The sequence below is a fragment of the Butyrivibrio proteoclasticus B316 genome, assembly GCF_000145035.1.
In the GTDB taxonomy this organism is placed as follows: domain Bacteria; phylum Bacillota; class Clostridia; order Lachnospirales; family Lachnospiraceae; genus Butyrivibrio; species Butyrivibrio proteoclasticus.
On the sequence record NC_014387.1, the window covers coordinates 2365038 to 2386304 of the forward strand.

The 21267-nt window shown below is 39.9% G+C and carries 15 protein-coding genes and 1 riboswitch; of the genes, 2 read left to right on the plus strand and 13 right to left on the minus strand.

What is annotated here, in order from left to right; all coding sequences use genetic code 11:
• Positions 1-51 precede the first annotated feature (51 nt).
• Together yaaA and bcp are read right to left on the minus strand one after the other, a co-directional pair.
• Positions 52-303, minus strand: a complete 252-nt coding sequence (gene yaaA, locus BPR_RS09870) for a peroxide stress protein YaaA (RefSeq protein WP_013281334.1) — start codon at positions 301-303, stop codon at positions 52-54.
• A complete protein-coding gene (gene bcp, locus BPR_RS09875; protein WP_013281335.1) occupies positions 300-755 on the minus strand; it encodes a thioredoxin-dependent thiol peroxidase in 456 nt (151 codons plus the stop codon). Before bcp ends, yaaA begins: the two co-directional genes overlap by 4 nt.
• 1145 nt (positions 756-1900) lie before the next feature.
• Here bcp and BPR_RS09880 point away from each other — a divergent pair.
• Positions 1901-3277 carry a uracil-xanthine permease family protein gene (locus BPR_RS09880; protein ID WP_013281336.1) on the plus strand — a complete coding sequence of 459 codons (1377 nt, stop codon included), beginning with the start codon at positions 1901-1903 and terminating at the stop codon, positions 3275-3277.
• A gap of 96 nt (positions 3278-3373) precedes the next feature.
• On the opposite strand, the gene BPR_RS09885 is transcribed toward BPR_RS09880, so the two are convergent.
• The 5 genes from BPR_RS09885 to BPR_RS09905 all read right to left on the minus strand — a co-directional run bounded on the left by BPR_RS09885 (position 3374) and on the right by BPR_RS09905 (position 12247).
• The gene (locus BPR_RS09885; protein WP_013281337.1) at positions 3374-3811 is read right to left on the minus strand and encodes a (deoxy)nucleoside triphosphate pyrophosphohydrolase; all 438 of its coding nucleotides are present in this window, start codon (positions 3809-3811) and stop codon (positions 3374-3376) included.
• Between the two features lie 554 nt (positions 3812-4365).
• On the minus strand, positions 4366-4707 hold the full coding sequence (locus BPR_RS09890; RefSeq protein WP_013281338.1) for an arsenate reductase family protein: 342 nt from the start codon (positions 4705-4707) through the stop codon (positions 4366-4368).
• 190 nt (positions 4708-4897) lie between these two features.
• Positions 4898-5404: a nitroreductase family protein gene (locus BPR_RS09895; protein ID WP_013281339.1), complete on the minus strand. Its 507-nt coding sequence runs from the start codon at positions 5402-5404 to the stop codon at positions 4898-4900.
• 223 nt (positions 5405-5627) lie between these two features.
• On the minus strand, positions 5628-10691 hold the full coding sequence (locus BPR_RS09900; protein ID WP_013281340.1) for a hypothetical protein: 5064 nt from the start codon (positions 10689-10691) through the stop codon (positions 5628-5630).
• 17 nt (positions 10692-10708) lie between these two features.
• Positions 10709-12247 carry a glycoside hydrolase family 32 protein gene (locus tag BPR_RS09905; RefSeq protein WP_013281341.1) on the minus strand — a complete coding sequence of 513 codons (1539 nt, stop codon included), beginning with the start codon at positions 12245-12247 and terminating at the stop codon, positions 10709-10711.
• Between the two features lie 246 nt (positions 12248-12493).
• On the opposite strand from BPR_RS09905, the gene BPR_RS09910 reads away from it, so the two are divergent.
• The gene (locus tag BPR_RS09910; protein WP_013281342.1) at positions 12494-13552 is read left to right on the plus strand and encodes a LacI family DNA-binding transcriptional regulator; all 1059 of its coding nucleotides are present in this window, start codon (positions 12494-12496) and stop codon (positions 13550-13552) included.
• Positions 13553-13675: 123 nt separating this feature from the next.
• On the opposite strand, the gene BPR_RS09915 is transcribed toward BPR_RS09910, so the two are convergent.
• The 6 genes from BPR_RS09915 to BPR_RS19835 form a co-directional block, all read right to left on the minus strand.
• The gene (locus BPR_RS09915; RefSeq protein ID WP_013281343.1) at positions 13676-14254 is read right to left on the minus strand and encodes a xanthine phosphoribosyltransferase; all 579 of its coding nucleotides are present in this window, start codon (positions 14252-14254) and stop codon (positions 13676-13678) included.
• Between the two features lie 22 nt (positions 14255-14276).
• On the minus strand, positions 14277-15269 hold the full coding sequence (locus BPR_RS09920; protein WP_013281344.1) for an ABC transporter permease: 993 nt from the start codon (positions 15267-15269) through the stop codon (positions 14277-14279).
• Positions 15269-16369 (minus strand): ABC transporter permease, encoded by a 1101-nt coding sequence (locus tag BPR_RS09925; protein WP_013281345.1) that lies wholly within the window; start codon positions 16367-16369, stop codon positions 15269-15271. The genes BPR_RS09920 and BPR_RS09925 overlap by 1 nt, the downstream gene beginning before the upstream one ends.
• On the minus strand, positions 16369-17904 hold the full coding sequence (locus BPR_RS09930) for an ABC transporter ATP-binding protein (RefSeq protein WP_013281346.1): 1536 nt from the start codon (positions 17902-17904) through the stop codon (positions 16369-16371). The genes BPR_RS09925 and BPR_RS09930 overlap by 1 nt, the downstream gene beginning before the upstream one ends.
• Before the next feature lie 97 nt (positions 17905-18001).
• Positions 18002-19246, minus strand: a complete 1245-nt coding sequence (locus BPR_RS09935; RefSeq protein ID WP_013281347.1) for a BMP family ABC transporter substrate-binding protein — start codon at positions 19244-19246, stop codon at positions 18002-18004.
• 150 nt (positions 19247-19396) lie between these two features.
• Positions 19397-19498, minus strand: a riboswitch (purine riboswitch).
• Positions 19499-19614: 116 nt separating this feature from the next.
• Entirely contained in the window at positions 19615-21222 is a 1608-nt protein-coding gene (locus BPR_RS19835; protein WP_052301818.1) for an EAL domain-containing protein, read from the minus strand.
• Positions 21223-21267 lie beyond the last annotated feature (45 nt).

A 21267-nucleotide genomic window follows, 5' to 3' on the forward strand; every position in this document is an offset into this window, starting at 1 on the left:
AAGACTGCTATAAATATTATAATTATGCTGGTTCTCACTAATGATCTTTTACTATTCGCATGCATCTTCTATTTTTTGATCTTTCATTTCTTTTTCTAAAAAAGTGCCAGAAATCCAATTAATAAAATTCTGTTCCGCAATCTTGTCATTACAATTCCATAGCCTCTGCAAATCTGCATATGACTGCATTCTAAGCCAATCAAGGATTTTTTTGGTTTGATCCAAAAAGACCGGTAATCCTTGGTGCTCAAGAGTATCAGTATCGATGTTCATTTTCTTTGCAGGAGACAAAATGATTCTCATGACAATTCACCCAGCATCTTCTCGGCATCATCTGCGGCTTTGACCTTATCATTTGCTCTGATGATCATGCCCTCTTCATCAATCAAGTATGTCGTTCTGACTACGCCCATGGATGTTTTTCCATAGTTTTTCTTCTCTTTCCAAACATCGTAGGCTTCTATCACCTTGCGCTCAGGATCAGCAAGCAGGGTGAACGCAAGTCCGTAGTTTTTTTCAAACTTCTTGTGTGATGCAACTGTGTCTTTGCTTACTCCAAGAACAACTGCACCTTTTTCAGTAAATTGAGGATATCTCTCTGAAAAGCCGCATGCCTGCTTGGTACATCCGGAAGTATTATCCTTGGGATAAAAATACAGAATAACCTTCCTGCCTCTGTAGTCCTTGAGGGAATGCATTTCCCCATTCTGATCAGGAAGTTCAAAATCTGGTGCCTTTGTTCCAACTTCTAACATGGTAAATCCTCCTAAAAAATGGGCCGTTAACTCCGTCCACTAGTCACACCTCGGGCGAACTTTGTCAAACTGCTCAGGAATAGTATCAAATATTTCTATCAAGCAATTTAATTATACAGTATTGCTAAAATCATGCGTAAAAAAATAATACAGATGGAATCATGAGTAGCTGCGGCCTGTACAGATCCAAAGGAAATCTTATCCAACTTGAGAAGCACAAGACGGATTACATTATCGTAGATCCAACAAAAAGCGCAAGCATAACTACCACTTAATTATTTTAGCAAGCAAAAAAAATTTTTTTGCCACAACATCATCTTCATTCGTATATATAAGCAGATAAGAAAAAACAACCATTTCACTTTACGTGGCATATGCTTCACGAGCGGCAGAAATAGTTGCTAAGTTGTAAAAAAAGCATCCACAGCAAAGGTGACGACGTTTCACCAGAGCCTAGGGATGCTATTTTCTTTTCTTCCAAATCTCTTTTTGTAATTCTGACAATCTATTCGCCATCCAGGGAAATGAATTATATAATTATCATATCTCTTTATTCAATATAGCTTCTGTAATATTAGCTTCTGCAATATTAGAATCTATAATAGCTTCTATAATTGAGGTAATAGAGGGATTCTTTACGGATTCTTTTTGGTATTAATATACTGCAAGATGTCTCATTTTTCACCCTGTGCAGTAAATAAAAATTCTTATTACTGCACCACAACAATTACTAGTATTGGTACAGTAATATTTTTCTATAATTTACTTTTCCTGCCAGATTTATTACTGCAAGAATAAGATATTCAGATATATGCAGTAAAAATAATAGACATATCCTGTAGAGATTTGAAAACTGTGTCTTATACAGTAAGCACATTACTGCACAAACATAGTTTTTTTACCAGATACAGTATTTAAAGAAAACATCTACTGCACAGCTTCAAAATTCTTATATTATGCAGTATACACACTAATCCTTTTTCCCAATTTCCCCATTTTCCCCTGATAATAGATATATGAGCATCTGCAAATCATACTCTATAACATTGAAAAGCTGTAATTTCCTTCAAGAAGTCCTACATTTTTGCGTTGTATATGATATACTATCGATGAAAAAAATAAAATATTTCCTGGAGGAGGAAAAAATGGGAGAAAAAAGACAGGCTATTTATGATGCCACGACGTTGGGGAAACCTAAAATGGCGCTATTAGGATTGCAACACATGTTTGCGATGTTTGGAGCGACTATTTTGGTTCCGATTTTAGTTAATGGTTATTTCAATGGTGAAGGACTTTCAGTCCAGGTTACTCTTTTCTTTGCCGGTATTGGCACTCTTTTATTTCATCTTTTATCTAAGTTTAAAGTTCCCGCATTTTTAGGTTCATCATTTGCTTTCCTTGGTGGTTTTGCTACAGTAGCTAATTTGAATACAGGTAAATATGCCAATATGACTTATGGAGAAAAGCTTCCATACGCTTGTGGCGGAATTGTAGTTGCAGGACTTCTTTATCTGGTACTCGCTCTTATTATTAAGTTAGTAGGAGTAAAGAAGGTAATGCATTTCCTTCCACCTGTAGTTACCGGCCCTATTATCATTTGCATAGGCCTTTCACTTGCGCCATCAGCAGTAACCAATGCTTCTGCAAACTGGTTTTTAGCACTGGTTGCTCTTTCAGTAGTAGTCATCTTTAATATATGGGGAAAAGGGATGTTCAAGATTATCCCAATCCTCATGGGAGTTGTGATTTCATATGTTGTTGCACTTGTAATGTACGGCTTTGGCTTTACTAACGCAGATGGAAGTGCGATCATCAATTTTGCTCCTGTCGCACAGGCAAGTTGGGTAGGACTTCCTCCATTCCAAATTGCAAAGTTTGATCTTTCAGCAGTTTTGGTTATGGCCCCTATCGCGATCGCTACAATGATGGAGCATGTTGGAGATATATCTGCTATATCAGCAACAACAAGTAAGAATTTCATTGAAGATCCTGGACTTCACAGGACATTACTTGGCGATGGACTTGCAACAGCTGTTGCAGGACTCTTTGGTGGACCAGCTAATACAACATACGGTGAAAATACAGGTGTTCTTGAACTTTCCAAAGTATATGATCCCAAGGTTGTTGAGCTTGCAGCAGTATATGCTATAGTAGTAAGCTTCATTCCAAAAATATCTGACGTCATTGGTACAATGCCAACAGCAATTATTGGTGGTATCAGCTTTATTTTGTACGGAATGATTTCCGCTATAGGTGTTCGTAATGTAGTAGAAAACAAGGTTGACTTTACAAAGTCAAGAAATCTGATCGTAGCAGCAGTAATACTTGTATCAGGACTTGGTTTTTCAGATGGTATCACATTTACAATTGGTTCAACATCTGTAACATTGACTTCACTCGCAATCGCAGCATTACTTGGAATTGTTTTGAATGCAATTCTTCCCGGTAATGATTATGACTTTGGCGTTAATCACAAGGGTGATATCAATAGAGGCGTAAGCTTCAATAACGATGTAGCTTAAGCTTCATCAAAGCTCAAAACAGCATCCCCGGCAAAGGTGACGACGTTTCACCAGAGCCTGAGGATGCTGTTTTTTATTTATTGGCAACAAACTGAACTATACGCTTGGTCTCTTCATGATAATATCCAATGCCTGTTCCATCTCAGCGGCAAGCTTGGGAATGATTGCGAGATCAGCAGGAAGCCAATCAACGCTATTCAGCTCACTATACTCAAGCCATTTTGCTGCTTCATGTTCTAGGAGTTGAAGTTCTCCTTCCACTACTGTTGCCCAATAGCAATTCATATGCAGGTGGAACTTTTCATAGTCGTAATCAATTACATCAATCAGTTCATGTACTGCTATCTCAGCGCCAAGTTCCTCTCGTATTTCCCGAACCAGGGCTTGCTCAGGTGTTTCCCCTTCCTCTATCTTTCCTCCGGGAAACTCCCAGCCGTCTTTATATTCGCCGTAGCCACGCTGCGTGGCAAAAATTTTCGTTTTCTTTTTGTAATCGTCACAGATAATTGCTGCAACAACATTGACTGTCTTCATAATCTGCTTCCTTTTTTCGAATTTGGTCTGGTCATTTATAGGGCCATTTTCTGTGTTATCGCCCCAAACAAGTAACAGAACAATGCCTTATTTCTTTTTATATCATGTTTCCAAACACTTTATTGTTCAGAAAATAGTATATATTATCAAGTCTGCTCTTTTCAGGTTCCTTTTGATGATCAATCCTCATTATATTGTTTTCTTTTGGTATTAGCTTACTGCAAAGTGTCATATTTTTCGCCTTGTACAGTAAAAGAAAAATCTTATTACTGCATCATAACAAATACTAGTATTGGTACAGTATCATTTTTCAATTATTGATTTGTTCTGCCAGATTTATTACTGCAGGAATAAGATATTGTAGATATCTACAGTAAAGAATTTTGACATTTACTGTAGAAATTTGAAAACTATATTTATACAGTAAGCACATTACTGCATAAATATAGTTTTTTTACAAGATACAGTATTTCTAAAAAATGTCTACTGCATATTTTCAAAATACATATATTATGCAGTAAGCACATGATACCTTATACCTTATACCTTATACCTTATTCCCACTTTTTCCACACATCCGGCTGATAGCCAAGGGTAGACTGCTTCCCGTTTCTAACCACCGGAGTCTTGATGATCTGCTGAGACTCAAGCAGCTTCTCAAGCTTATCCTCGTCAGCAATATATTGGAAAAGAGCTACTGCATCCTTGTCCTTTGCATCTGGATTCACCAGATTGGCGATTCCACCATTTGCTGAAGCAACTGATGTAAGTTCACCCTTACTCATGCCTTTTTCCTTCATATCAATAAACTGATACTTAATGCCACGCTCTTTAAAAAAGCGTTCTGCCTTCTTGGTATCATTGCACTTTTTGGTGCCAAAAATCTGTATATTCATAAATACTCCCTAATGTTCAATTGCAGCTATAGATTCTTCTTCCAAATAATTAATTCTATTCATCTTTGGTTCACAACTACAATAGATATAAATCATGTCCGCATAGTATATCACAGAAAGGTAAGTTATTGGACAAAGTTATATTATTAAGTTATATGATTGATTGAATTGATTACGTATTATTCCGTGCCTATAAAATATTAATCATTGAATCTAAGGAATTTCTTTTCTTATTGCCTAAAAGACTTTTAAAATCATCAGAGCGATATCCTAAATCCAAAAAACAGATAGGATAGATATTTTCCTGCAAATTAAAGACTTTTTGTGTTTGCTTAACATCATTGACTCCAGCCCAACAAGTATCTAATCCAATATCAGTAGCAGCAAGCATCATATGTGTTGCAACAATTGTTCCATCCATTAAATAACTGTTTCCACCCTGAAAATTACTAGCAGCATCCTTGTCAGCACATACCAATATAACCATAGGTGCTCCATAACGGCAAGGATGAACACTATCCATTTTTTGAAGTGCTTCTTCACTTTTTAATATATATATGCGTTGTGGCTGTTTATTGAAAGCAGTTGGCGCCATACGTCCCGCTTCTAAAATATATTTAACCTGTTCTTCATTTGGTTTCTGATTACTGTACTTACGAACAGACTCTCTTGATTCTATAACTGTCTTAAATTCCATCTATAAATCTCCTTTTTTGCTTTGTTAATACAACTCCTATAAAAGATATAGAAATTCCCCAAAGAACCCAAAGGTCCAACATAACATAGCAAATTTCATAAATGGTTTCCTCCTTCATTTGAATCATAATTCATTATACGGGCTAATTTTTTTAAATGTCAGTAAAACTTTTTCATAACACAAAAAGACCAGCCGAAGCCAGTCTAATTGTTTTATTTATTCCTTACTCCACAGGCTCGATACTCACAGAAAGTCTTCCGCCATCGTAGCTGTCGTTTCCGTCAGGATCCACAGCAAATATGATCTCGTCACCCTTTTTCACTTCATATTCCTGATAAAAATCTTTTTTGATCTCTGTGCTGAAATTGCCCTGCGTATCTCCGCCAATCCAAAGCTTCTCATCCCCGTTAAGGAATATTCTCATACAGGTTCCGTTGGCATCAGGATCTTCGCTGTTAGGAAACTTCACATATTCTCCGCTGATCCTGATACTTCCATCGTTTGCTGCGATCCAGAGATAAGCTGCATTTCTGCCATTTCCCGGCTCTACAAAGTCCCTTTTAAGCTCAGGTTTTCCGCTATTATAGTATCTTTCATTATCAGAATCATAGGAAAGCTCTGTAAAATTCTTGCCGTTCCAGTCGCACATTCCGTAGTGCCAGCCATCTGAGCCCTGTTCGCCGAAAGCGCCAGCAATACTTGTGCTATTGCTCCTGCCTTCGCTATCAGAGTCATCTTCTCCGGGATTCAAAGGGTCTTCACCGGGTTCGGGCTTATCTCCATTTTCATTTTCATCAGAACCCTTGTCAGCATCTTTGATAACTACAGAAAGTCTTCCGCCATCGTAGCTGTCGTTTCCGTCAGGATCTACGGCAAACATCACGATGTCACCTTCGTGAACGATATACTCTTCATCGAATGTTATCTCTTTTTCAGAATCAAAGTTGCCCTGGGTAATTCCACCAAACCACTTCTTTTCTTCGCCGTTTACGAAAATTCTCATGCAAATGCCGTTGGCATCAGGGTCTTCATTATTGGCAAACTTGGTGTAGCTTCCGCAAACCTTTATTTTACCTGTATTAGCTGCTTCCCATCTGTATGCAGCGTTTCTGCCATTTCCGGGCTCTACAAAATCCCTTTTCAGCTCAGGTTTTCCGTTATTATAGTATCTTTCATTATCAGGATCATAGGAAAGCTCTTCAAAGTTCTTTCCATCCCAGTCGCACATTCCATAGGTCCAGCCATCTGTGCCCTGCTCACCAAATGATTCAAAGAGATTAGTGTTGTTAGTCCGCAGCTTTTCACCTTCAGCCTTCTCTTTTGCCGCATAAACACTCACAGACAATCTACCTGCGTCATAGGCTATATTATTCTTTCCGTCAATAACAAATGAAAGCTTATCACCTCTCCTGACGTCAAGCTGAGTAAACATGAAGTCTGCCTTGTTATCATTACCATCTCCCTGCAAAACCGCTATATCTTTTTCCTCAAGAAGCTCTTCATTTAAGAACACCTTAAGTCCCACACCATCCGGATAATCAGGATTCGCGTCAGTCTGCCCGAATTTGGTATAGTCGCCAAGCACATCGATTTTTCCATCTTCGTACACTACCCATTGATATATTGCTGCCTTCTTCTCTCCGGGATGAACAAAGTCTTTCTTCATTTCGAGATTCTTATTGGAAGGAGAAATAAAAGCAGTCTTATCCTCATTAGTATATACAAGGACTTTTGCACTGTTTAAGTCTTTTCCTTCAAGGAACCACCATCCGTCCTTACCCTGCTCGAATGATTCAAGATTACCGAGTACAGTGTTGTTGGTCCTGACTTCATCGCCTACTGAAACCTTGATTCCTTCAGAATCAGCAATATCAATTTCAAGCCTTCCTCCGTCCCAGGCATTATTCCTGTTGCAGCCTATGTCAAAAGTAAGGATGTCTCCCTTCTTAACCTGCAGTTTTTCGATGTTTACAGCTCTTGCATTATCGTTTCCTTCACCTTTCGAGCAGTTGCAAACAGTGTTATACAGTCTGGAGTTATTCTTGAAGATATCGATAGTTACGCCGTCAGGCCAGTCTGCATTGGAATCTTCATGGCCAAACTTCACATACTGACCGGTTATATCTATTTCTCCGTCAACTGCCACAACCCATTTGTACATTGCATCGGCATTGAGCCTTGGCTGCACAAAGTCCTTCTTCACTTCGAGGCCGCTTAATTTTCTTGAAATAAACCCTGTTCCATCAGCAGTCTTCTTTGACAAAACCTCTGCTTTGTCTATTCTTCTGCCTTCAAGATAGTACCAACCGTTACTGCCCTGCTCCCCAAAATCATAAGAAAGATTTGCATAGTTCCTCCCGCTGTTATTGACCATCTTCATGGTCCTAAGCTCTGCATCTTCGATCACAAAAGTGAAGTTTCCGCCGTCATAAGCGGTATTTGCCTTTCCATCTACCAAAAGAGTAATGCAATCTCCGGCACGTACCTCAACATCCTCTACTGACAGATCCTTCGTGATCTTCTCATCGGTAAGTGGCGCGAAATCCTCTTTTTTCAGGACTTCTCTGTTCTTGAAAAGATACACTGTCACGCCGTCCGGCCAATCCGGATTTTTATCTTCATTAAGAAGTTTTGTATAGGATGCCATTATGTCGATCTTGCCGTTTTTAGCTGCAACCCACTTCACATTTGCAGATCTTCCCTTGTTAGCAGGCATGATGAAATCACGTTTTATCTCTATTCCGTCAAGAGTCGTGTATTTCTCGCCATTTTCTTCAAGTCGCTCAACGTTCACAGCAAAGTATGGATCCTGATAGTATCCTGACTGGAAGCACCAGCCGTTTTCTCCCTGCTTTCCAAAATCATCCTGGAGTGATGCGTTGTTTGAACGGCCTTTATCCCAATTTATAACGTCTCTCTCTGTCTGTCCCGTAAGCGCAGACAATCCCTTTATGGAAAACTCATAAAGACCTGCATCATAGGCATTGTTTTCCTTACAATTGATGACCATTGATATATAGTCATCCTTGGCAACATCAAGTTCTGCAACATCAAGTCTTTTGGTAATTTCATTGAGTTCAGCATCAAAATCCTGCTGAACTAAAACTGTGCCGTTATGATACAGTGTCACCCTTGTTCCATCCGGCCAATCCGGATTTTTATCCTCGTTCTTAAGCTTTGTATATGAAGCATCAATCCTGATCGTTCCATTCTGGGCCACTTTCCACTTGATAACTGCGGACTTGCCCTTTCCGGGATTCACAAAATCTCTCTTTATCTCCAGATCGCGTGAATCAATGTATCGCTCTTCATCAGGGCTGTATTTTCGCATATTGTAGGCGACGAACGGAGCATCTCCTATGCTTTCCTGGTAGAACCAACCATTTTTCCCCTGCTCACCAAAATCATATTTAACATCAGCAAAGTTCTGCCTTGTCTCGCATTCGTTGATCGATATATCATTTTCTGTGGTAACATCGGTGAGATCAAAAACGGAAAACTCGTATTTTCCCGCGTCATAGGCGTTGTTTTCCTTACAATTGATGACCATGGAAATATAGTCGTCCTTCTTTACTTTTAAAGACTCAACATCCATGCGCTTAGATATTTCCTGCTTGGTGTCTGGCGCAAATTCCTCCTGTGCAAGAACCGTATTATTATGATAAAGAGTAACCCTGGTTCCGTCCGGCCAGCTTGGATTCTTATCCTCGTTCTTAAACTTGGTATAGGAAGTATTAAGCCTGATTGTTCCTGTTTTTGCGACCTTCCATTTGATCACAGCAGATTTTCCTTTTCCGGGACTTACAAAATCGCTCTTTATCTCCAGGTAGCTGCTGTCAAAATATCTGTACTCCTTTTCGTCAAAGATGCGCATATTGCATACATCATTTGGGTCATCTCCATAACCTTCCTGGTAGAACCAGCCGTTTTCTCCCTGTTTGCCAAAGTCATATTTAACGTCTGCGTAGTTTTCTCTTGTATCATCTCCGGCAATAACAACGTCTTTTTCGGTTGTTGCACCGGTCCTGTCAAGGATTGCAATATCGAATGCGCCGCCATCGTAAGACGCATTTCCTCCTGCATCAACCACAAAGTATAATCTGTCTGACGTGCTTACGCTTACATTCTTTTCCCTGAAAGAAATCTCATTCTTGCCCTTCTTTGGTGCTGCAACTTTTTGGGAAAAAAGCTTTTCTCTGTTCCTGTAGACAGAGACAGTTACACCATCCGGCCAGTCAGGATTTCCGTCGTTTTGCTCAAACTTAGTGTAAGTTCCTCTTATTTCAACGGCACCATCGACTGCAGGCTGCCAGCATAGCATTGCCTCATCATTTATTGATGGATGAATAAAGAACTGGCTGATTGAAAGATTTGGAGATGTAGAATTCATGTACTCTCCGTTCTTTTCTGTTGATACAAGTCTCGCCTGTGAAACGCTTTTTCCGCACATATAAGTCCAGCCGTTATTCCCCTGATGGCCGAAATCATCAATGGAATAAGCATTATTATCAATTCTGTCTGTATCCTTTTTCGCTGTAGGACCGCCGGCATTTACATCGGAAATGGCAACATATAATGAACCACCGTCGTAAGCGTTGTTCATGTTCGGATCCACAACAAAGTACAGACTTTCCAGCTCATCGACATGTATATCTTTTAAGGACTCTTCTACAACTTCTTCCTTGTCTGTCTTTGCATCGACCTTGTATCTTCCAATAGGTTCATCCCCCTTGTAAACATACAGTGTTACGCCATCAGGATACATGGGATTTTTATCATTATTTACGTTTTTGACATATGCAAGGTCAATATTTATATCTCCGCCCTTTGCAGCTCGCCACTCCAGTATTGATGCGACTTCCTCCGCAGTATGAATAAAATTGGACTTTATCTCTAATCCCTTTTGTCCGGGCTGAAAGTATCTCTCTCCATCATAGGATTCAAGTCTCTTAGACCTTGCCGGGTCCTGTGATGATCCATATCTGTAAAACCATCCGTTATTTCCCTGCTCTCCAAAATCTGCAACGTTAAAAGCATTATTGGTGCGGTTTTCATCATCAACAAATTCCGGTTCGATATAGTCATGCGAAATAAAAGATGAAGGCCATGAATTCGCAAGCGCAACAATCTCATCCTCGATTGTTACTATAGCTGACTGCTGAAGTGCTTCTTCCCTAGTTCCGCATGCCGCAATTCCTGTGCAGGTTGCAACGATCGCGAGCATTCCCCCGAGTGCAACTTTATATTTTGATGCAACTGCCACTACTTTTTTTAAATCTAACCCCATAACATTCCACTCTTTCCTTACTTAAATGCCTTCAAATCTTCAAAACTTACCTTTGATTCAACACTAAACACCCCAAAATCAGAGCCCTGTGACATGTACATTCTTGTTGTGAAAGCAATCTCATCGTTGACATACATGCACACAACGCCGTCTGCAACAAGCAGTGAAACATTCAGCTCATTTTTATCTGCTAAATTGAAATCAACATATGACTGAGCAGTTCTTTCCATAATATTGCTGCCGTTGTAGAACTCAATCCTGTTGTTGGCGCCGTTAAACACAATGTTCAGGTTTCCGACACTTTCTTCGTTTGTATCAAAGCAGAACCCAAACATACCGTCTTTATCAAAACCCCTGATTGTGGTCTTAATAAGGTAACTGCCAAGAAGTTCCTTAAATCCCGCCATCTCATATTTTTCACCGGCAAAAGATATAACGCCCTCCGAAAGAGAAGCTGAATCAGTCATCTTGACCGGTGTAAGCGAAAGCTCATTAGATAAAAGCTTTTCAAGCTCAGGGTTTAAAACAGGTGTGAGGCTTCCATCTTCATGCTGCACAAGCTTATGAGTGACCATATTTCCGCCCCAGTCGTAGTCCTCACTGTCTGTATGATTTTTCTTCGTTCCGTTCCATCCGACAACATATAAGTTCTCTCCGTCTGTCTCCATTCTTCCTGCATAGAAGCCGTTGCAGTCAAAGATGTCCTGTGAAGGGATCTCAAACGGGCCCTCAAAATTGTCTGCTATCCTGTAATGAACAAGCCTGTGAGGCCACTGATCAGAGAATGACAAGTACCACTTTCCTTTATAAGAAAGGAGTGTCGGGCATTCCAGATTTGAATCGGTTCCCATATCATTTTCAAAGAAAACACCGGCATCTTCCCAGCTCTTTAAGTCCTCTGAAGTGTATCTTGCAATGACTCCGATGTTGTTCTGTCTTGTTGCAACAAGCATTGAATAGCACTTTTCTGATTCAACATAGAAAACAAACGGATCCCTGAAGTCGTTCTGTGCATAATTCTCGTTTGCATAAAGTGTGTCTTCGGGAATCTTTTCCCAATTTATAAGATCGCTGCTGACAGCATGCATCACTGCTTCTTTTGGCTCAAACATATCGTTATGTCCTGTATAAAAAGCATGGTACTTACCGTCATTTCCCTTTATTACACTTCCGGTTCCAAGAGCTATGTCCTGGTCTTCTACAGCGTCTCCATAATTCAAAACAACTCCCTTGTCATCATATGAGGCAAAGTCTGTAGTCTGCATCAGCCCCCAAGGGTGATATCCCTGCTTACCGTCTCTTAGGTCTGCCAGGTAAAAGACATTGTACTTTCCCTCGTCGTAAAACGGCATTGTATCGCCCACAAGTCCCTCCACTGATGCCGGAAAAACGATATGATCTTCAATGTTCTCTCCCAGATACTTTTCATCCGCTGACTGCACGGTTTCCTCTGTTGTTTCATCTAAAGTAGTATCCGGTTCTGCGGCTTTGGATGAGCATCCAACACTGGAGATGGTCATAATGCCAATCAAAAGCAATGTTTTTATTCTATGCATAATTCCTCCCTTAGTGCTTTTGCACTATCACTTGACAGAAACAATATAGCATTATGTGTCATTTGTATCAATCTAAAAGTGCATATGACACAATTTTTCGTGAAATTCAGTGTTTTATGGGTTTATTTTTTGTGAATTATGCACACTTGTCATACAGAAATTGGTGCATTTGACACATTGTTATTGCAGCGTTATGATATTTACCGAATATAAAAAGACTCAGAAAGTATTGAGGAGACATCCATTATGGGAAAAAGAGTAACATTACAGGAAATTGCAGACGCACTTGGAATGTCAAGAAATACCGTTTCCAGAGCACTTAACAACTCAGGAAGCGTATCTTCGGAAACCAGGAGTAAGATCTGTCAGATGGCTACAGCCATGGGCTACAAGCAGTTTAGTTTAGTTGATACCGCTGATACAGCAACAAGTACGCTCTTAGCATTAAAGGACGGCAAGACAGAAATAGCCCTGTTCACTCATTCTTTTCCTGGTGCATCCCATTCAGGAAACAAGCTTCTTGAGGCATTTCAGAACAGAATAGATTCACTAGGCTACAAGCTTTCAATCAACATTATTAAAGATAATGATATTGAATCCTTAAGCCTCCCAACTAATTTTTCCATGGACAATATAGCAGGAATTCTCTGTATAGAGCTCTTTTCCGAAAAATACAGCAAATTCCTCTGCAGCCTGAATATTCCCATTCTCTTTGTAGATACCCCTGTTCTTCATAAATTCGGATTGGCAGCTGATACTCTCTACATGGAGAATGTTACAAGCGTCTACCGCCTGATCAGTTCATTTATCCAAAGCGGAAAGAGAAACATCTCATTTGTTGGTGACAGATTCCATTGCCAGTCCTTCAATGAGAGGTGGCAGGCCTACGTTTCAGCCATGACAGATAGCGGGATTGGCATCGACACCGGATCCTGTATTCTTGATGACGACTCGATTCCGTACAAAGATACAGATTATCTCGCAGCAAGGATCAGCGAGCTTGGGAAAATGCCTGAAGTTTTCTTTTGTGCCAACGATTACATTGCAATCTGCACCATAAAGGCCCTTAGGCAGCTTGGTAAAAAAGTTCCGAAGGACGTTGCGGTCTGCGGATTTGATAATGCGCCCGAAGCCACCATCATCGAGCCAAGTCTTACCACGGTGAAGATACATTCAAGCTCCATGGGCTTTATTGCTGCGGATATTCTGCTTTCCAGGATCGCAAATCCAAATACTCCTTACAAAAAAACATATGTAGAAACAGATATCATAATAAGAGAATCAACCGGAAATACGATTAAATAAACTACACTTTTTAAAATATCATTGACAGACCATTCACATGACAAAAATCAGCTCAATTCCGCATGATTAGCTGATTTGAGCTGATTACTTGTATTGACTCTATTTAGTTAAGCCAGTAAATGATCAATTTCTGAAAGTGATCTTACCTGTTGCAGGATCCATACCATCAACTATTGCAAGAGACTCAAGTCTGTAACCTAAGTTTCTGATTATCTGCCCGCCCGGCTGGAAGCCCTTTTCTATTGCTATACCAATGCCCGCCACAGTGGCATTTGCACTGTTTATTATTGATATGAGTCCCTGCAATGCACATCCGTTTGCCAGGAAATCATCAATAATAAGAACCTTATCATTCTCATTAAGGTACTTTTTGGATACGATAACATGGTTCTTATTTTTGTGGGTAAAAGACTCTACTTCTGCTGTATACATTTCGCCATCAAGATTGACACTCTGGGTTTTCTTGGCAAATACCACAGGAACATTAAAATGTCTTGCTGCCACGCAGGCAATACCTATGCCTGATGCTTCGATAGTCAGAATCTTATTTATTTCAACGCCTTCAAATCTCTTTGCCCATTCTGCGCCCATCTCATCAAAAAGTTCAACATCCAATTGATGATTTAAAAAGCTGTCCACCTTTAATATGTTGCCTTCTTTTACAACACCGTCTTTAATAATTCTCTCTTCAAGAAAATTCATTTTTGCACCTTCTTTGCTGACTTTATCTTTCTTCACGGAAATAATTGGTTCCAAGACTCTTTGGCGGCTGATCTTCCCTTTTGTTCCTCATGCTGGTAAAAACAAGAACCACAAGGGTTACAATATAAGGGATCATCTTATAAAGCTCTTTGTATTCAGTGTGTGTTCCGGATGGAAGATACAAGTATAAAATATACAGTCCTCCAAAAAGTATTGAAGATATAACACTAACATCAGGCTTCCAAATTGTAAAGATAACGAGTGCAATAGCAAGCCAGCCTCTGTCGCCGAAAGCATCATTTGACCATACACCACATGCATAATCCATTACATAGTATAATCCGCCAAGTCCTGCTATCATACATCCAAGGCATGTTGAAACATATTTATATTTCTTTACGTCAATTCCATCTGCATCCGCTGCTGCAGGATCTTCGCCAACAGCGCGAAGGTGCAGTCCTACTCTTGTCTTCCTGAGAACATAGGCACAAACGAAGGCAATAATGATCGCAACATAGGCCAGAAATCCGTATGAAAAGAATACTTTGCCAACCCATCCCATCTTCGATGCAAAAGGCAGAGTGCTGCTAAAATAAGCAGAGGTTGCAGAGAGTGAAATTGAAGGAACATCCGCACCTGCAAGCTTTATCAGAGAACCTCCAAAGAAATTACCAAAGCCTATACCAAAGGTAGTCATGGCAAGACCTGTAACATTCTGATTTGCTCTTAAGCTTACCGTCAGAAAGCAGTATAACAGCCCCATTAAAAAAGAGCCTATAAGTGAGCAGATAAGAGGTATTAAAATAGCCAGAAAACCATTAAGCCCACCTGACGCAGCTGACTGTTCATAGAAAAAAGATCCAATAACACCGCTTATAGCGCCTACATACATGACACCTGGGATTCCCAGATTCAAATTTCCTGATTTTTCTGTGATCGTCTCACCTGTACATCCAAAGAGCAGAGGAACGCCTTGCTGAACAGCTCTTGGTATAAATGCAACAAGACTAAACATTATGCGCCCTCCTTTCCTGAATCTTTATTTACAACAATTTTATATCTGATAAAAAAGTCACATCCGATTATAAAGAACAGGATTATTCCGGTCAGAATATCTGCAAAGCTCTGGTTGAGCTCAAACACAGTAGATATTTCGCTGGCGCCTCTGTCCATGAAGATGATCAGAAGGCTGGTGAAGATCATAGCTATCGGATTAAACTTGGCCAGCCATGAAACCATAACACCTGTAAAGCCCTGTCCATCAGAAATAGTTGTGGTTATTGTATGGTTAATACCTCCCACTAAAAGAAGACCTGCCAAACCACAAATTGCGCCAGACAATAACATGGTTCTGATTATAACCTTCTCAACACTGATTCCTACGTATCTGGCAGTGTTCTGGCTTTCGCCAACTACTTCTATCTCATATCCGTGCTTGGTTCGTTTAAGATAAATATACATTCCAAAAGTGACTAAAGCAGCTGCAATAATACTAAGTAGATATTTATTGCCAACATTTGGAAGCCAGCCTATGTTTGAATTCTGGTTGATAATACCAATCTTGCCTGATCCCTTAGGAACCTCCCAAACTATGGTAAAAAATGCTACAAGCTGGGTTGCAATGTAGTTCATCATAAGTGTTGAAAGTGTTTCATTGGTGTTCCACATGGCTTTAAAAAGCGCCGGGATTACTCCCCAAATGGCACCTGCCAGGATTGAAGTAACTATCATAAGAATGATCACAACGGCATTAGGAAGCTTGTCTGAAAGAGTGATCATACACGCTGCCGCTGCAAGGCCTCCCATCAGGACCTGTCCTTCACCGCCTACATTCCAAAACTGCATTTTAAATGCAGGTGTCAGTGCCAAAGAAATGATGAGAAGAATAGCAACATACTGCAGTGTTATCCAGGTTTTTCTCTGGGTGCCAAAGGCCCCTTTGAAAATAGTTGTGAATATTGATATAGGATTGTCACCTGTGCAGACCATAGTAATTATCGAGCATAAAGCCAAAGCTGCCAGAATTGCGATTATTCTGATAGTCCACGCTTTAGCGCTACTGATATCTGCTCTTTTTACAATATGAAAACGAGGCTCTTTTACTATCTGTTTCATTATGAAGCCTCTCCTTTCTGTGTCATCATTGATCCCAAGGTGTATTTATTGGTATTTCTGCCATCTACAATTCCGCTGACCTTACCATCGCAGAGGACAAGTATCCTGTCGCAGAGCTCAACAAGAACATCCAGATCTTCACCAACAAAGAGCACAGCTGCTCCGCGTTTCTTTTGCTGGTTGATAAGATCATATATCTGGTAGGAAGACCTGATATCAAGGCCTCTTACAGCATATGCAGTCAGAAGCACCTTAGGTCTTGAAGATATTTCTCTTCCAACAAGAACCTTTTGGACATTTCCGCCGGAAAGCATACGCACAGGCGTATCAATACTTGGAGTTGCCACCTGAAGCTTGGAAACAACCCTTTCTGCAAGTTTTCTAGGCTCTTTTTTCTCTGTAAAGAATCTTGACTTACCGCTTCTATAGGATCTGAGCATCATATTATCAGCAAGATTCATATTTCCAACAAGTCCCATTCCAAGTCTGTCTTCAGGAACAAAAGACAGCTTTACACCAAGGTCGGAGATTTCCCTGGGAGATTTACCGATAAGCTCCTCAGTTCTTCCATCCTGGTGGATATATGTGACTCTTCCATCTTTAATGATCTCGAGACCGGCAATTGCCCTGAGAAGTTCCTTCTGTCCGCAGCCGGATATTCCCGCAATTCCCAGTATTTCTCCGGAATTTGCAGTAAAAGATACATCGTCAAGCTTAACTAATCCCTCATTATCAACAACAGTGAGGTTTTCAACTACGATACGAGGCTTGGGATCCACAGGATCAGGTCTGTCAATATTAAGAGAAACAGAATGACCCACCATCATATCCGTCATTTCCTGAGCATTGGTTTTGCTGGTCTTCATGTCATTGATGAATTCTCCCTGACGCAATACTGCAACTCGATCGGATATACTCTGAACCTCGTTTAGCTTATGAGTAATAATAACTATGGATTTTCCATCTTTTTTCATATTACGCATGACATTAAAAAGTTTCTCGGTTTCCTGAGGAGTCAATACGGCAGTTGGTTCATCCAATATTAAAATATCTGCTCCCCTGTAAAGAACCTTAACAATCTCAACTGTCTGCTTCTCAGAGACTGACATATCATATATCTTCTTTTTGGGGTTGATCTCGAATCCGTATTTGTCACAGATTTCCATGATCCTTTTTTCAGCCTCTTTAATATTAAGCTTACCTTCAAGACCAAGAATTATGTTCTCAGTTACATTGAATACATCAATAAGCTTAAAATGCTGATGAACCATGCCTATTCCAAGATCAAAGGCATCTCTGGGCGAGCGGATAACAGCCTCTTTGCCGTCTATGATTATCTGGCCGGCATCAGGATAATAGATTCCCGCAAGCATGTTCATAAGAGTTGTTTTTCCACTTCCATTTTCACCAAGAAGAGATAATATCTCACCCTTATAAATATCTAAATTGACATTGCTATTTGCAGTTACATTACCAAAAGACTTTGTAATACCACGAAGAGATATGGCTACTTCTTTATTTTCCACAATTATCACCTTTCATAATTTCCATAAGACTAAAAATAGGAAATCTTTGCTGCAGCAGAAAAGATCTGTGCTCACAAAGATTTCCTCATGTCACATATTATAAAGATCAGTATGCTGTATCAAGAAGTGAAATTCCGTCGATCTGTAAATCAAAGTAAGGAGCTGATCTGAATTCAGGGTTAGACTCTGCAAAATAACCATCTGTGATAACTTCTGTATCAGCAGTATACTCAGCATCTGTATCAACATCAGCCATGTAAGATGTAAGAGTCTCACCGTTTACAGTAAATGTAGTTGTATCAAATACATGCAGTGTTCCTGCATTCATAGCTTTTTCAGCCTCTGCTATAGCTTCAGCTGTTCCCTCTGCTGCTGCATCTCCAAGATCTGTAAGAACAACAGAACCTGTATCTACTGTTCCAACCCAGTCAGTTGAAATCTCTTTGCCGTTTGCTACAGCGTCGATGATATATGCAAAATATGGTGTCCAATCAATTCTTGATGAAACGATAAATGTGTTAGGGCAAGCTGATGCTGTGCTTCCGTTGTAAGAAATGTCAGGTACACCTGCCTTTTCACATGCTGTAGGAGCTCCCATTGAGTCAGCATGCTGAGAAAGGAGAACACAACCGTCTTCGATAAGCTTATTAGCGCCTTCCTTCTCGGCTGTCTCATCATACCATGAACCTGTAAAAGTTACTTCCATAGTAGCTGATGGGCAAACAGAGCGTGCGCCAAGGAAGAATGATGTATAACCGGAAATAACTTCTGCATATGTGTAAGCACCAACATAACCAATCTTAGTCTGGTCTTCTGTGATCTCTCCATTTGCAATCATCTCATTGAGCTTCATTCCTGCAGCAATACCTGCAAGGTAACGTCCCTCAAAAATATCAGCAAAAGCGTTATGGTAATTTGAAAGACCCTCTGTATGAGCCTTTGTACCTGTAGCATGGCAGAACTGTACTTCAGGATATTCCTTTGCAGCCTCGATCATGTAATCTTCATGACCAAATGAATCTGCAAATACGATATCGCAGCCTGCATCTGCAAGTTCACATGCAGCCTCATAGCACTCCTGTCCCTCAGGAATATTTGTCTTGAGCATGTACTCAACACCTGCTGCATCGCATGCCTGTGTAGCACCGTTGATAAAGTTCAGATCGTAAGTTGAATTCTCATCGTGTAAGAATATGAAACCAACCTTAACATCTGATGCAGCTGTCTGTGCAGCCTCTGTGCCTGTAGTCTCAGATACTTTCTCTGTTTCAGCTGTGCTTCCGCAGGCAGATAATGCCATTACCATTGTTGCAGCAAGAACTGCTGACACTACTTTTTTTAATTTTCTCATTTCATCCTCCCTTTTTGATACCGAACACTGGTCATTATCAAGGATGGATTTCTATGCTATTTTTTATGCAAAAAAAGATAGACATAGAATCCTGGTTTCTACGCCTATCTGTTTTGATATCTTCAACAATTATTATATAAAAAACTATTGTATATGCATCAAACACTCGATAGTCCGGTAATTTACGGTAACCGGGTAGAAACATCAAATCCATATTATTTGACCTATATCGATAAAATACCCGCTTATATTAGCAAAGAAACATCAAGATTACAAGCTTTTTTTATTCTTTTCTTTAAGATAAAAAAGAAATGCTAAAATATGCCCTTTGCGCCCGGAGACTTAAGAGTGATTAATGCGCTGTAAAGTCATGTATTATCTGAAAACAAACTCTCAACATCGTCGGCTGTTGCCTTGCCACATACAAGGAACTCTTTTCCGCCAGAACCGGGAACCATCATGATGCTCATTTCTTTCCATATGTAGGTATCGCCCGGGCCCTTGAACCTGAAGAGATTCTCAATATATCCCTTGTCTGAAGCTTCTATCCTGCTCTTCAAAGTCGTCATTTCGGTGAACTTATAGAATTTGTCTCTGTCAACATCAGCAATAAAGCTTTCCACAAGCTTATTCAGATGTTCCTGAAGCACTTTTTCAGTACCCGCAGGTGCATCATATTTGCTTCTGCCAATCAAAGGAAAAATAGTATCGTTTTCTATATTGATTATCATAACAGACTCAAAAAGGTGGTTTAATTCTCTGAGTTTATTTACAACATTTGTCTGTTTCTTAAAGTCATTATCAATAGAGATATTCCTGATAGAGCCTTTGATCAGATGTTTTCCGTCAAGTTCAGCTATTTCTTTTCCCTGAAAACAAATGATATTCCCATCGTAAGTATAATAAAAGGATTCATTGTTTTTGGTTTTTTCGATAATGTTTGCGTACTCACGATATTTTTTGAGAAGTGGAGATTTTGTTTTATAAATCAGCTGATCCATCTCTTTTAACGAATAATTCCTTGTAACTATCTGCCTCTTGTACGCATCATTCATGAAAAGAGTCCTGAAATCCTTGCCATCATCTTCTATGATCTCCAGGGGTTCCTCTGTATATTTGGCATAAAAGCTTGCCGCCTGGTAGTATTGACGCCACTTTCTAGGTTCTATTGTAATTCCTTTTTCAGCTATATGATCAAAAAAATCTTCAATAGGCTGGGGCTTGCCATAATAATATCCCTGAAGCTTGCCACATCCTATTGAATTCAGAAATTCTACCTGTTCTTCATTTTCAACGCCTTCCGCAAGTGTCAAGATTCCTATGTCTTTGGCCATAGTTATGGCAGATGTCATGATTGCCTTGGATTTGTCTGTAAAGGAGGCCAAAAACTCCATATCCATCTTAATGGTGTCAAATTCATAATCCTTGAGATGATTCAGGGAAGAATATCCGCTGCCAAAATCATCCATCCAAACTTCAAAACCGGCATTCCTAAAGCCATCTATAACCTTTTTCATCAGGATGGCATCAGATACGATCATGCTCTCCGTTATCTCCACATGGATATAGTCCCTGGGAATGTTGTATTTGGCTACTGCATTCTCTACAACCCTTAGCATGTCAGCATTTTCAAAATCTAGTTTAGAAAAATTCACAGATGCAGAAACTGTATCGAGATTTTTTTCTAATCTCTCAGAGATATCTGAACAGACTTTTTCTACAATAAAGCTATCGAGCTTGTGAATCTGTCCGCTATCTTCCAAAGGCCCTATGAATTTGTCTGGTGAAAGAAATCCAAGAACAGGATCTACCCACCTGGCCAGAGACTCAGCTCCACATAACTGTCCTGTGAGCGTACGAATAACAGGCTGGTAAAAGACCTTAACCCAGCCCTTCTCAATGGCAACATCTATATTTTTTACCACATAATCGGCTATATTTCTATCATTTACGGCATTATTATCCGCTTTTCCCATGCACGATATCTCCACACAGTATTGTCGATATATTGATTATAGCAC